At 28.3% G+C, this 13,626-nt stretch carries 11 protein-coding genes; 6 read left to right on the top strand and 5 right to left on the bottom strand.

All coding sequences use genetic code 11. The annotated features are described in order from the left end of the window. Nucleotides 1–118: 118 nt before the first annotated feature. Genes ACYQ1T_RS05825 through ACYQ1T_RS05815 form a run of 3 tightly spaced genes read left to right on the top strand, consistent with a single transcriptional unit; the run spans nucleotide 119 to nucleotide 1,998 of the window. Nucleotides 119–904, top strand: a complete 786-nt coding sequence (locus ACYQ1T_RS05825) for an SDR family NAD(P)-dependent oxidoreductase (RefSeq protein ID WP_459832834.1) — start codon at nucleotides 119–121, stop codon at nucleotides 902–904. A 10-nt stretch (nucleotides 905–914) separates the two neighbouring features. Then, nucleotides 915–1,736 carry a Cof-type HAD-IIB family hydrolase gene (locus tag ACYQ1T_RS05820; RefSeq protein WP_459832828.1) on the top strand — a complete coding sequence of 274 codons (822 nt, stop codon included), beginning with the start codon at nucleotides 915–917 and terminating at the stop codon, nucleotides 1,734–1,736. Between the two features lies 1 nt (nucleotide 1,737). Continuing rightward, nucleotides 1,738–1,998, top strand: a complete 261-nt coding sequence (locus ACYQ1T_RS05815; protein ID WP_459832826.1) for a hypothetical protein — start codon at nucleotides 1,738–1,740, stop codon at nucleotides 1,996–1,998. Nucleotides 1,999–2,081: 83 nt separating this feature from the next. On the opposite strand, the gene ACYQ1T_RS05810 is transcribed toward ACYQ1T_RS05815, so the two are convergent. Beyond that, complete coding sequence (locus ACYQ1T_RS05810; RefSeq protein ID WP_459832823.1) at nucleotides 2,082–3,266, bottom strand: ABC transporter permease; 1,185 nt, start codon at nucleotides 3,264–3,266, stop codon at nucleotides 2,082–2,084. Then, nucleotides 3,259–3,990 (bottom strand): ABC transporter ATP-binding protein, encoded by a 732-nt coding sequence (locus ACYQ1T_RS05805; RefSeq protein WP_459832821.1) that lies wholly within the window; start codon nucleotides 3,988–3,990, stop codon nucleotides 3,259–3,261. Before ACYQ1T_RS05805 ends, ACYQ1T_RS05810 begins: the two co-directional genes overlap by 8 nt. 693 nt (nucleotides 3,991–4,683) lie before the next feature. Here ACYQ1T_RS05805 and ACYQ1T_RS05800 point away from each other — a divergent pair. Both ACYQ1T_RS05800 and carB read left to right on the top strand, forming a co-directional pair. Next, nucleotides 4,684–5,733, top strand: a complete 1,050-nt coding sequence (locus ACYQ1T_RS05800; RefSeq protein WP_459832819.1) for a carbamoyl phosphate synthase small subunit — start codon at nucleotides 4,684–4,686, stop codon at nucleotides 5,731–5,733. Nucleotides 5,734–5,746: 13 nt separating this feature from the next. Next, nucleotides 5,747–8,953, top strand: a complete 3,207-nt coding sequence (gene carB / locus ACYQ1T_RS05795) for a carbamoyl-phosphate synthase large subunit (RefSeq protein WP_459832817.1) — start codon at nucleotides 5,747–5,749, stop codon at nucleotides 8,951–8,953. Nucleotides 8,954–9,001: 48 nt separating this feature from the next. On the opposite strand, the gene ACYQ1T_RS05790 is transcribed toward carB, so the two are convergent. Next, complete coding sequence (locus tag ACYQ1T_RS05790) at nucleotides 9,002–9,649, bottom strand: hypothetical protein (RefSeq protein WP_459832814.1); 648 nt, start codon at nucleotides 9,647–9,649, stop codon at nucleotides 9,002–9,004. Nucleotides 9,650–9,801: 152 nt separating this feature from the next. Between ACYQ1T_RS05790 and ACYQ1T_RS05785 the strand changes: the two genes are divergently transcribed. After that, nucleotides 9,802–10,098 (top strand): hypothetical protein, encoded by a 297-nt coding sequence (locus ACYQ1T_RS05785; RefSeq protein WP_459832812.1) that lies wholly within the window; start codon nucleotides 9,802–9,804, stop codon nucleotides 10,096–10,098. A 30-nt stretch (nucleotides 10,099–10,128) separates the two neighbouring features. Here ACYQ1T_RS05785 and ACYQ1T_RS05780 read toward each other — a convergent pair whose 3' ends face one another. Both ACYQ1T_RS05780 and ACYQ1T_RS05775 read right to left on the bottom strand, forming a co-directional pair. Further along, on the bottom strand, nucleotides 10,129–11,232 hold the full coding sequence (locus ACYQ1T_RS05780) for an HD-GYP domain-containing protein (protein WP_459832809.1): 1,104 nt from the start codon (nucleotides 11,230–11,232) through the stop codon (nucleotides 10,129–10,131). Nucleotides 11,233–11,362: 130 nt separating this feature from the next. Continuing rightward, nucleotides 11,363–13,258 carry a type I glutamate--ammonia ligase gene (locus ACYQ1T_RS05775; protein ID WP_459832806.1) on the bottom strand — a complete coding sequence of 632 codons (1,896 nt, stop codon included), beginning with the start codon at nucleotides 13,256–13,258 and terminating at the stop codon, nucleotides 11,363–11,365. Nucleotides 13,259–13,626 lie beyond the last annotated feature (368 nt).

Genomic DNA, 13,626 nt, shown 5'->3' with positions numbered 1-13,626 from the left:
ATTAACAAGAGATAGCTATGAAATTTAAAGGGTAGTCCTTAAAATTTTATAGCTATTTTTATATATGTTTTTTATAATAGCTAATATATAGAAATTTATATTAATTGGAGGATTTATTATGGGAAAGCCCAGTGGTAGGAGTTATGTATTAATTACAGGAGCAACTGCCGGTATAGGATATGAATTAGCAAAGTTGTATGCTAATGATGGTTATAATTTAATTCTAGTTGCAAAAAATGTTGATAACTTAAAAAGAGTTAAAGAGGAGTTTAAGCCTTATAATATCAAGATTGATATTATAGATGTAGATTTATCAAAAAGAGATGCGTGTGAAAAAATCATAAATTTTGTGGATAAAAAATTTCTGACTGTGGATATTTTAATAAATAATGCAGGCGTAGGTTCTTTTGGCTATTTAAGTGAAATAGAAATGGAAAAAGAAATTAATTTAATAGATATAAATATAAGGACTTTAACAGAGCTTACAAAACATTTTTCTCATAGAATGATACAAAATGGATATGGAGCTATAATGAATGTTGCATCTACAGCGGCTTTTTGTGCAGGACCTAAAATGGCAATTTATTATGCATCAAAAGCATATGTGCTAAATCTTACAGAAGCGCTATATGAAGAGGTTAAGGATAAAGGAGTTCATGTAAGCTGTTTATGCCCAGGTGCAGTAAATACAGGGTTTCAAAGTAAGGCTGAAATAAAAAAGTCAAAAAGTGCAAGTAAAAATTTAATGTCTGCTAAAAAAGTAGCAAAAATAGCATATAGAGATTTTAATAAGGGTAGGTTAATAATAGTACCTGGATTTAAAAATAAAGTTATAATTATGATAAATAAGGTATTGCCAAGAGCGGTATCAAGAAAAATAATTCTAATGATGAATAAAGGATAGGTGGTATAGAATGAGAGATATATTTAAAGGATATTTATTAGTTTCTGATATGGATGGAACTTTATTAAATAGCAAAGGTGAACTATCAGAAGAAAATAGATTAGCAATAGATTATTTTGTTGATAATGGAGGAACATTTACATTAGCAACGGGAAGAATGTTAGCATCAGCAGAAAAATTCATTCCAAATTTAAAGGTTGGTTTACCAGTAATTTTATATAATGGTTCAAAGATATATGATTATAGTAAGGAAACAATATTACATGAAAATTACTTAGAGGAAAAGAGGAAAGAGATAGTAAAAAAAGTAAGGGAGATAGCGCCACACTTAGGAATAGAGGTGTTCTCAGAGGAAAGAGACTATGTAATTAATAGATGTAAATATACAGATAGATTAGCTACTTCAATATGTGAAACTATATATGATATACCAAATGAGTTGTGGACACAAAAATGGATTAAGATTTTAATGATAGGTGAAGAAGATGAGTTAGATGAATTAGAAAGAAATTTCAGTTCAATTTGTGATGAAGCAGCAGTTATAAGAAGTGGAGAAAAATTTCTAGAAATAGTACCTAATTATACTTCAAAGGGAAGAGCATTACAAAGATTAGTTAAAGATTTTAATATTGATCCAAATAAAGTAATAGCAGTTGGAGATAATATGAATGATAGTGAACTAATAAAAACTGCCAAATATGGATTTTGTATAGGAAGCGGTTCAAAAAGATTATTAGATGAAGCAGAATATGTTGCTCCAACTAATGATGAAAATGCAATAGCATACATAGTGAACTGGTTAGAAGAAAAAATTAAAAAGGGCGAAATATAGAATGAAAGATGAGATATTAGAACTTTATAATATATTAGTTGAAAATGGTGTTATATTTTATTATGGTAGTGAGAGCATAGCTACTGGAGAAATAACAAATTTAAATATTAATGATAATGGAACTGTTATAATAGAAATTAATAGTTTTGAGAATTATGAGATAGATATAGAGGATTTTATAGAAAATCACTCAAAGGAAGGGGTAAATTATCATAGCTGGCAATATGTAAGGGCTTTTGATAATAAACTAATTGAAATATAAAATTATATGATTTATAAAAAAATTAGCTGTTGTTTGCAAATTTAAGTATTAATTGGTTTTGCAAACAACAGCTATTTATTATTTTAGTTTCTAAAAATTACTTCTTCTCTTGAGAACATAAATTTTGCAAAAATTATTGCAGCAATTATATAAGCAATATGCCAAGCTAGTACTATAAATATATGTGAAGTATTAAATATACCTACTGTAAATTCCTTCATTAAGCAGATAGAATTTGTTATAGGGATATTAAAGAATAAAGGGTTTATACCTTTAGCATCCATCATATATGGTAAGAATGACAGAAGCATAGTTGGCATTGTAATAGCTGCTAAATAAGAATTTGCCTCTTTAGTAGATCTAGCATAAATACTTACAGCTATTTGTAGAGAGCATAATGTAATTAAAACTAAGGCACCAACAATTAACATACCTAGTATTGTAGATGGTGTAAGCTTAAAGTTTACTTCTTCACCCATACTCATAAACTTTTGCATAGAAATAACCATTACTGTAAGGTTAGCCATTAAAGCAATAAAGGATATAGTACAAAGTGAGGCAATTTTACCCCAAAGTAAAGAGTCTCTTTTAGCTGATGTTGAAAGTAAAGGTTCAAATGTAAATCTTTCTTTTTCACCTGCACCAAGATCAGCAGCCATACCAACAGTAGAAGAAATCATTAATATTACTATTAATGTAGGTATCATAGTAAGAAGCATTGAAGCTATACCATTTACCTTATCATTATCAACATTTATTCCTGATTTAATAATTACATCAAATGGATTAAGTACAGATGGATCTAGACCACTTGCAACTAATTTTTGTTCAACTAGAGATTTTTTATAAGTATCATAAATTTCATTAATTAAATTGCTTGCCATCATAGATTTATTAGATTCTTCATCAATTAATAAATCTATATTAGTTTTTTTGCCAGCAAGTATATCAGAATCAAAATTATCAGGGATTTTTACTATAAGTTGTATATCTCCACTTTTAAGTGCTTCTGTTGGAGATTCTACTTTAGGTGTTTTAACATTATCAAGTGAAGTTATGGTTTTAGCCATTGCTGAATTAACATCACCATCTATATATAAATTAATTTCCTTTTGAACATCATCATGAGTTTTTTGCATTGCAGATGACATAAATTTAAACATTAATGGATAGATAAGTATAGGTAGAATTAAAGTAAAGACCAAAGTTTTTCTATCTCTTAAAATATCCAATAACTCCTTTTTAAATACAGTTAAAAAGTTACTCATGAGATCCACCTCCTATTAATTCTAAGAACATTTCTTCTAAATCACTATTATTATATTTTTCTTTTAATGCAGATATAGTACTATTCTCTAATAATTTTCCCTTATTTATTATTACAACTCTATCGCATAGCTTTTCTACTTCTTTCATAGAATGGCTAGAAAAAAGAATAACTTTATTTTCTCTTTTACATTGTAGTATAAATTCTTGTATTATTCTTGCAGCACTAACATCTAATCCGGTAGTAGGTTCATCAAAAAGCATAACTGATGGATTATGAACTATAGACCTTGCAATAGAAATCTTTTGTTTCATACCTCTTGAGTATTTACCTACAGGTTTATTTATATATTCCTCCATACCAAAGTTTTTAGCTAATATATTAATTCTTTCATCAGCTTCTTTATTGTTCATGCCATAAAGATTTGCAAAGTATCTTATATTTTCTCTTCCAGATAATCTGTCATATAATCCAACATCACCACCAAAAAGAATGCCAATTTCTTTTCTAACTTTTTCTGGATTTGATTTTACATCAATATCATTTACAGTAATATCACCATCTGTTATTTGTAGCATTGTAGAAATCATTCTTAATGTAGTAGTTTTACCAGCTCCATTTTCACCAAGTAGTCCAACAATTTCACCTTCATTTACTGAAAAAGATAAGTTGTCGACCACTGTAGTCTTTTTAAATTTTTTAGTTACATTGTTTACTTTTAACATTACATAACCCCCTTTAGGTATAAATCTTTTTGTAGTAAACATTTTAAAGTAAATAATATTATATTAAGTGGTAATATATACACTATTTTAGCACTGACAAATAATTATTACAAGAATAATTTTATAATAATTTCCAAATAATTTAAATAAAAACATAGCAATGAATAAATATAAATAAAATATGAATTTTTATGCAAAATGACTATGTTTATGCATAAATATAGTATAAAATATAATAAATAAAATTTTTTATATTTTACTATCCAAAATATAAATCGGTGTTAGTTTGTAATAATTGAATATTATACTTATTATTAAGATATTTATAATAAATATTTAGCTTACAGAATATAACATGTAACTATTATCTTAAAACTTCTTGACATATTTTCATGGAAAATATAGAATATTATAAAAAGATAATAGAAAAATAAAGTTAAAAAGTACACTTTAAATTGGTCCTGTGAGGCCAGAAAGGGAGTATATGACTATGTTATATTTAAATTTAGACAACAATTGCATAGCTATGTCAGTAAGAGCGTTTTCTAACACTGATATTAAATATACAAGGATAGTAGGGAGAAGATATCTATAATCGTCTCCTTAGTATCCTTTTGTTTTATAAAAAATCAGGAAAGCTTTTATCCAAGTGTATTTTTAAGAGTAAATTATATATTTTTAGGAGGCTAAATTATGAAAGCAAAGCTAATATTAGAAAATGGCATGATATTTGAAGGAAAAGCCTTTGGACACTTAAAAGATAGTGTTGGAGAGGTTGTATTTACAACTGGAATGACAGGTTATCAAGAAGTATTAACTGATCCATCATACTATGGGCAAATAGTTACTATGACATATCCTCTAATAGGAAATTATGGAATTAACTTAGAAGACATGGAATCAAATTCACCCAAAGTTAGAGGGTTTATAGTTAGAGAGAAATGTAACTTTCCAAATAATTTTAGATGTGAAATAGGATTAGAAGATTATTTAAAACAAAATAAAATAATAGGTTTAGAAGGAATTGATACTAGAGCTTTAACAAAGGTTTTAAGAAATCATGGAACAATGAAAGGTATTATTAGTTTAGAAGAACACTTATTAGAAGATGTTAAAGATAGAATAAGTGCTTTTTCAAACAAGGAAGCAGTTAGTATAGTATCAACTAAAAATAAATATACAATAGAAGGAACAGGAAAGCATGTTGCAATAATGGATTTTGGTATAAAAGAGAACATAATAAGAAACTTTAAAAAGAGAGGATGTAAGATAACTGTATTTCCAATGAATACAACAGCAGAAGAAGTACTAGAAGTTAATCCCGATTTAGTGTTCTTATCAAATGGTCCTGGAGATCCAGAGGATTTAACTGAAGTTATAGAAAATATTAAAAAGATAGTTGGAGTAAAGCCAATAGTAGGAATATGCTTAGGCCATCAACTATTAGGATTAACTTTAGGTGGAAAAACTGCTAAATTAAAATTTGGGCATAGAGGATGTAATCATCCTGTTAAGGACCTAGAAGAAAATAAAGTTCATATTACATCACAAAACCATGGGTATGTAGTAGAAACACTTCCAGCGGATGTTATAGCAACACATATTAATATTAATGATGGAACAATAGAAGGCATGAAGCATAATAAATTACCAATATTCTCAGTTCAGTTCCATCCAGAAGCTGCAGCTGGTCCAAAAGACAGTGAGTATATATTTGACAAATTCATGAAATATGCACTATAGGAGGGTTTAAGTTATGCCATTAAATAAAGATATAAAAAAAGTTTTAGTTATAGGATCAGGTCCAATTATAATAGGTCAAGCAGCAGAATTTGATTACTCAGGAACTCAAGCTTGTCAGGCATTAAAGGAAGAAGGGGTAGAGGTTGTTTTAGTGAACTCTAATCCAGCAACAATAATGACTGATGCAGAAATAGCAGATAAGATTTATATAGAGCCATTAACTATAGAATTTTTAGAAAAAGTTATAGCAAAGGAAAGACCTGATAGTTTACTTACAGGAATGGGTGGTCAAACAGGGCTTAATCTTGCAGTAGAATTAGATGAAGCTGGAATATTAGAAAAGTATAATGTAAAAGTAATAGGTACATCTATCCAATCTATTAAAGAAGGTGAAGATAGAGAGCTATTTAGAAATATGATGAACAGAATTAGTGAACCAGTTATTCAAAGTGAGATAATAACGGATCTTGAAGCTGGTATGGATTATGCAGCTAAAATTGGATATCCAGTTATAGTAAGACCTGCTTACACATTAGGAGGAACTGGTGGTGGAATAGCTGAAAGTGAAGATGAGCTTAGAGAAATTTTAGCTTCAGGTTTACAGCTTAGTACTATAGGTCAAGTACTTCTAGAAAAATCAGTTAAGGGATGGAAAGAAGTAGAGTATGAGGTAATGAGAGACTCATATGGAAATTGCATAACTGTATGTAATATGGAAAACATAGATCCAGTTGGAATACATACAGGAGATAGTATTGTAGTAGCACCATCACAAACTTTATCGGATAAAGAATATCAAATGCTTAGAACATCTGCTATAAATATAATAAATGCAGTAGGAATTGAAGGTGGATGCAACGTACAGTTTGCATTAAATCCAAATTCATTTGAGTATGCAGTTATAGAAATAAATCCAAGAGTTTCAAGAAGTTCAGCTCTTGCGTCAAAGGCTACAGGATATCCAATAGCTAAGCTTGCAGCTAAAATATCTTTAGGCTATGGATTAGATGAAATTAAAAATGCAGTTACTCAAAAAACATATGCTTGTTTTGAGCCTACATTAGATTATGTAGTTGTTAAAATTCCAAAATGGCCTTTTGATAAGTTCTTTACTGCAGATAGAGCATTAGGAACAAAAATGATGGCAACTGGAGAAATAATGGCTATAGGTGCTAATTTAGAATCAGCATTACTTAAGGGGATTAGAAGTTTAGAAATAGGTAAATATTCATTAGACCATCCAAAGTTTAAAGAACTTAGCATACAAGAATTAAAAACTATAGTAATGAAGCCAGATGATGAAAGATTATTTGCACTAGCAGAAATGATAAGAAGAGACTACAGAATAGAAAGCATTGCTAAAATAACGGGAATAGATATATTCTTCTTAGAAAAGTTTAAATGGATAGTGGAAGAAGAAACAAGATTAAAGCTAAGTAAGATTGAAGATTTAGATAAGGAATGGCTTCTTCATCTAAAGAAAAAGGGATTCTCAGATAAAGCTATAGCAGATATGTTAAAGGTTAAACCAGATGATATATATAGATTAAGAAGTATTTGGAACATAAAACCAGCATATAAAATGGTTGATACTTGTGGAGGCGAATTTGAAGCTTTATCACCATATTATTACTCAACTTATGAACAATATGATGAAGTAGAGGTATCAGATAAGAAAAAAGTAATAGTTATAGGCTCAGGTCCTATTAGAATAGGTCAAGGTATAGAGTTTGATTATGCATCAGTTCACTGTGTAATGGCATTAAAGAGAATGGGAATAGAAACTATAATAGTTAATAATAATCCAGAAACAGTAAGTACAGATTTTAATATATCAGATAAACTATATTTCGAACCACTAACAGAAGAAGATGTTCTAAACATAATTGAAAAAGAAAATCCATATGGAGTTATACTACAATTTGGTGGTCAAACAGCTATAAAACTTGCTAACTTCTTAAAGGAAAAAGGAATAAAAACCTTAGGAACAACAGCAGATCAAATAGATATGGCTGAAGATAGAGAAAAGTTTGATGAGTTACTTGAAGAACTTGGAATAGATAGACCAAAGGGTAAAGGTGTTTGGACTGTAGAAGAGGGGTTAGAAGAGGCAAGAAGATTAGGTTTCCCAGTACTAGTAAGACCTTCATATGTTCTTGGTGGTCAAGGTATGGAAATAACATTTGATGAAGAAGAGTTAACTTACTATCTAAAGAATGCCTTTATAAAAGATAGAAAAAATCCTATATTAGTAGATAAGTATTTAATGGGTAGAGAAATAGAAGTAGATGCTATATCAGACGGAGAAAATATTTTAATACCAGGAATAATGGAACACTTAGAAAGGGCAGGGGTTCACTCTGGAGATTCAGTAACTATGTATCCAAGTCAAAATATAAGTGATGAAATAAAGGCTAAAGTTTTAGATTATACTAAGAAACTTGCAGTAGCTATAGGAATTAAGGGAATGATAAACATTCAATTTATAGAATTTGAAGGACAACTTTATATAATAGAAGTTAATCCAAGAGCTTCAAGAACAGTTCCATATATAAGTAAGGTAAGTAAAGTTCCAATAGTAGATTTAGCTACAAAGGTAATGCTTGGACATAAGTTAATAGATTTAGGATATGGTATAGATATTTATAAAGAGCCTGAATTAGTTTCAGTTAAAGTCCCTGTATTCTCAACTCAAAAGCTACCTAAGGTTGAAGTATCTTTAGGACCTGAAATGAAGTCAACAGGGGAAGTTTTAGGTGTTGGAAGATGCGTTAAGGAAGCTTTATATAAAGGTTTTGTAGGTGGTAGTATGTATCCATCAAATAAAAAGGGTAAGATACTAGCTACAATTAATAAGCATGATAAAGAAGAGTTTTTACCAATAGCTAAAATGTTATCAGAAGTTGGATATAAATTTATAGCAACATCTGGAACTGCTAAACTGCTAAGAGACGCAGGAATAGATACAGAAGAGGTAAGAAAGCTTAATGAGGAAGCGCCAAATATATTAGATATTGTTAAAAATAAAGAAGTAGACTTAGTAGTTAATACACCAACAAAGGGAAATGATTCTAAGAGAGATGGCTTCTTAATAAGAAGAGCTGCGGTAGAAAGAAATATTGGTGTAATTACAGCATTAGATACATTAAAGGCAATAGCAGAAGTTAAAGTAGCAGGAATAGATAAAAAAGAATTAGAAGTATTTAATATAGTAGAATAATTAAAAGGCAAGAAAAGTTTTAAGATCTTTTCTTGCCTTTTTAAATTATTAATGAATTGGTGGGTGATTGTTATTTTCATTTTCTGCAGGGGCATTGTTATTAGTTCCTTGATTATCAGGTGCAGGTGGCGGTGGAGTTCCTGCATTTGAATTAGATTCATTTATATTAGGATTATTAGTATTTGTCCCTGAAGTTTGATTATTACCTTCATTAGTTGAAGGTAGATTAGGTTTTGGTATTTCATTATTACTTGGAGGAGGACTTGGTACATTATTACTCGGTGGTGTTACTTCAATGTTACTTGGCGGTGTAATAGTATTTGTAGTAGACCCTGAAGAACTGTTTGAAGTATTTTCTTCATAACTAGGAGTTATAATTATATTTGACTGATTATTTTCAGGCTGAGAATTAGAAGGATTATTGTCTTCATTTTTCTGAGTTTTATCATCATCATTGCTCTCATCTGTTTTTTTATTAGAATCAGTTTTAGTATCTGACGGATTAGTTTTTTTCTTTTCTATAGGTGTTTTTTTATTATCACTATTTTTAGGTATATATGTATCATTAGATGAAGTGTTATTTATTGCAGAAGCTTTTTGTTGTATAAGTCCTATAGTAAATACCAATATAATTGAAAATAATAATACAATTATTAATATGTTTTGAATTTTAATGTTTTTTAAAAGTTTAATCATATATAAATCCTTTCTAAAAATATAATTTATTATAATATAATTCTACAAAACTTGGAAAAATCCTTTGAAAATAATAAAAAGATGTTGACATAGAACGTTTGTTCTTATAATATGTATATATAAGAACAAATGTTTGGCAGGAGGAGAAGAATATGAAAGGAAATAATGATATTTTTGTAAAGGTGAATTATAAAACTATTGGAGAATTAAAAAGTTTAATTATAGATAAAGAACTTAACTTAAGTAAAAATGAAAAATATATATTATGTACAGGAAAATATAACAAAGATGGTTGGACTTTTATATTTAAAGCAAATAGTATAAGCGAAGCAGAAGAGCTTATAAATAGAAATTCCTTTAAAAATAGAATGCTAAAAAGAGCAAGCTTAATAGAAAATAATATACATATATTAGAGAGAGAGCAAATACATATACCAGCTTGGATATAAAAAAGGTAGAGATATACTCCACCTAAAATTCTAACAAATATTTTTTTCAACACTAGAAATAACTAATGATAATTCATTTACTAAACTAATGATATGTCCCTCTTTAAACTGAGATGAGCTTTTAATTATTTTTATATTAGGTCTTAGTGGAAAATTAGGAATTGTTTCTTGAACCACTCCAGTATCACCATTACTTAATTTCACAATTGTACCTAATGGAAATGGTACTATTATTTTTGCGAATATTTTAACCATATCAAAATCAAATAGTGTTCCTGCGTGACACATTATATATTCTAAAGCATCGCTAGCACACATAGCTTTTCTGTAGCATCTATCAGAGGTTAAAGCATCATATACATCTGAAATAGCAACAATGCGTGCAAATTTATTAATTTTATCATTTGATAATCCATCTGGATATCCTAGTCCGTTAACTCTTTCGTGATGTTGTAAAATTATCATTTTACTGTCTAATGAAATAGAATCCTTTTCTTTTAAGTAATTATATCCTTTAATAGAATGGGTTTTAATTATTTCAAATTCATCATGTGTAAGTGGACCTTCCTTTGTTATTATCTCTTTTGGAATAAAAACCTTCCCAATATCATGTAATAATGATCCTACACATAAAGCTAATAAGTCATCTTTATTTAATCTTAAGCTAATTCCAAGTACTAAAGATAAAATAGCTACATTTACAGAATGTTCATATGTATAAAAATCCATACTTTTAATATCAACTAGAGAAAAAAGTATATTTTTATTTGACAATATATTATTTAATAAGTCTTCTGCTAATAGATGAATAGATTTTAAGAAGTCTTCATCGTTTACATTTGTATCATCTATGAAAGACGGATTTATAGAAGCTAATCTATCTAAATTGCTAAAAGTTTGTTTTAATAAATTTATAGCTTTAAGTCTAAGATAAGGCTTTATAACTTCTTCAATTTCAAAATGACTATAACCATCAATAATATAAGCGGAGTTAACATTTAAATCTCTTAATCTTTTAATTATATTAGTAGTTATAATTGCACCCGAGTTTAATAAAATTCTACCATCTACATCATATATTGGTTTAGCAAGATACGAGCCAGCTCTAATGCTTTCAAGTGGAATATTTCTCATAGTGTACGCTCCAAATTTACATATTTAACTATATTATATCATTTAATTAGTAATAATAATAGTATTTACCAGGAGTATAAAAGAAAGCTAAACATAGATTTGTTTAGCTTTCATCATTTTATATATCTAATTATATATCTAATAAATTTTTTGTATAATGAGTGTAAAGATCTCTTAATAGGTTCATTTTATCATCTAATTCTAAGAAAAGATTTGAAGCTGTGGCAAAGTCTTCATTTGATAATGCTTCCTTTATACGTGTAAATAGTGATTTAGAAGTATAAGTATCTTTCATTATATAATGTCTTAAATCATTTATTCTCATCCAGTTTGAAACATCTAAATCAAGTGCGTTATTACCATGTAATTTTTTATAACTTCTTATTTCATTTGTAAAGTTTGAAATAATTCTATGAGATATATCTGTTGTCCATCTTTGAGTAACTGCAAGTTTAAAACTATTAATTAAAGAATCGGTAATAACATTATTTTTCTTTAATACATTTAATTTTTCAGGGTTGTTTTCTAGTTGTAATAAATTTTCATAGATAGTTGCTGGAGCTTTTCCAAAGAAGCTATTTCTTTCTTCTTCAGTAAAATCTTCAAATACATCTTTTTCACTTCTATATGCTCTGTCTTTTTCTAAATAATCTGCAGGCTCACCAGCTTTTTTAGATAATTCAGCTAGTAAATCTTCTTCAGTTTTATTATTTTCTAAAGCATAAATAATTCCATCAAGCATTGCCATATAAGTAACAGCAATAACTAAATATATATTTGAGTGTGGGTTTGGAGATCTAAGCTCAAATCTTGTAGCTAACGGATTGTTAAGATCTCTAATTAGTCCCATTAATATTGTTCTATTTCTTGAAGGATTATCCGGGCTTAAACCAAGTGATGTTACTATACATATTGGAGCTTCAAATCCAGGTTTTAATCTTTTTAAAGCATTATTAGTTGATGAAATAAATGGATTCATTATTTCATAATTTTTAAGTGCTCCCATTATTGCTCCATAACCTATGCAGCTTAGGAAATCTTCTTTTGTAGCATTAAATAAGTTAATTCTTTTGCCATTTTTAAGTTTTAAGCTTACACCTACATGAGTATGCATTCCAGAACCTGCAACACCATCTATTGGTTTTGCCATAAATGATACATCAAGTCCATGTCTTCTAAAGGTTTCTTGAGCAAGTATTTTTATAAATATTTCATTATCAGCAGCTTGAATAGCATCTGAATATTTCCAGTCAATTTCTATTTGCTCCATAATATGAGTAAATTGTCCATTAATATCAAGTTGTGATTTAACACCACCAACTTCTTTATGTCCCATTTCTGGCTCAAATCCGTATGCTTCCATTAACATTAGAGTTTCTTCTAAAGCAGTTCTTACAGTACCTTTAGTTCTAGTCCAGTATTGTTCTTGTAAAACTTGAGAAGTTGATAATTCTTCTATTTGAGCTTTTTCATTTGGAGTTTTAACCCAAAATTCAAGTTCAGTTGCAGAAGTTATAACTAATTCATCAATTTCATCAAATGTTATTCCAAATGGAGTTAGAGTTTCAGGTTTATTTTTGAAGATATTTAAAAGAGTTTCTTTAAATGTTTTTATAGCTGAAGTTAAAATGTTTCTAGAACATACAGGTGTATTATTGTGTATTAAGAAGGAAGGAATTCTTAAAGTTCCTATAGGTTTATTAGATATAGGATCAATATGATCAAAGTTATAGTCAACAAACCAATTAACATTAAGATCAGTAACCATATCAACTTTTGCATCATTAAGTGTAGCGATTCCTGGTAGTACAACTGAAGAACCATCTGTCTGGATAGCAACACCATTTAGAAATGAATCAATGTCATCTAAAAATAATTTTACAGGTATTTTTTCGTCAGTATCGTTACCTGATAGGTCTATTCCAACTATAGAAACAAACTTTATTTCTGGATGATTATTAAAAATTTCAAATAGGTCCTCTTTATTATGATTGTTTTTTGGAATTGTAAAAATTAAGTTGCTCATAAGTATCTTTCTTACAAATATTTGTAAGAAAATAGTCACATCCTTTCCATCTAAAATCGAATAAAAAATTAAATAAAACAAATAATATTCGGCATTTATTTAATATATAAAGAAATTCTATTATATAGAGTTTATGATGTCAATAAGTTTATTGTTAAAAAAAGAAAAATATGAAAAATATTTAAAGTGCTCTAGACATCTAGAACAGAGCGGGTTTTATCATTGAAAATTTTAAACTATTATTATGACTAAGTTACAAAATATAAAAATAAAATATATAGATATATTCCGAATATATAAATGCAAATTTACGGTTTTAGTTTTTTTATTTACACTAAAAATATAACTTAATTAATAAAATTAATTAC

It is taken from the genome of Clostridium carnis (genome assembly GCF_054657435.1).
Note: the sequence above shows the minus strand (reverse complement) of the source record. Positions and strands in the feature narration are given on the sequence as shown.

Excerpts from the sequence above, each read along its gene's own strand:
- ACYQ1T_RS05780 (WP_459832809.1), bottom strand. The coding sequence starts at position 11,232 with ATGAGAAATATTCCACTTGAAAGCATTAGAGCTGGCTCGTATCTTGCT.
- ACYQ1T_RS05805 (WP_459832821.1), bottom strand. The coding sequence starts at position 3,990 with ATGTTAAAAGTAAACAATGTAACTAAAAAATTTAAAAAGACTACAGTG.
- ACYQ1T_RS05800 (WP_459832819.1), top strand. The coding sequence starts at position 4,684 with ATGAAAGCAAAGCTAATATTAGAAAATGGCATGATATTTGAAGGAAAA.
- ACYQ1T_RS05775 (WP_459832806.1), bottom strand. The coding sequence starts at position 13,258 with ATGAGCAACTTAATTTTTACAATTCCAAAAAACAATCATAATAAAGAG.
- ACYQ1T_RS05790 (WP_459832814.1), bottom strand. The coding sequence starts at position 9,649 with ATGATTAAACTTTTAAAAAACATTAAAATTCAAAACATATTAATAATT.
- carB (WP_459832817.1), top strand. The coding sequence starts at position 5,747 with ATGCCATTAAATAAAGATATAAAAAAAGTTTTAGTTATAGGATCAGGT.
- ACYQ1T_RS05820 (WP_459832828.1), top strand. The coding sequence starts at position 915 with ATGAGAGATATATTTAAAGGATATTTATTAGTTTCTGATATGGATGGA.
- ACYQ1T_RS05825 (WP_459832834.1), top strand. The coding sequence starts at position 119 with ATGGGAAAGCCCAGTGGTAGGAGTTATGTATTAATTACAGGAGCAACT.
- ACYQ1T_RS05810 (WP_459832823.1), bottom strand. The coding sequence starts at position 3,266 with ATGAGTAACTTTTTAACTGTATTTAAAAAGGAGTTATTGGATATTTTA.
- ACYQ1T_RS05815 (WP_459832826.1), top strand. The coding sequence starts at position 1,738 with ATGAAAGATGAGATATTAGAACTTTATAATATATTAGTTGAAAATGGT.
- ACYQ1T_RS05785 (WP_459832812.1), top strand. The coding sequence starts at position 9,802 with ATGAAAGGAAATAATGATATTTTTGTAAAGGTGAATTATAAAACTATT.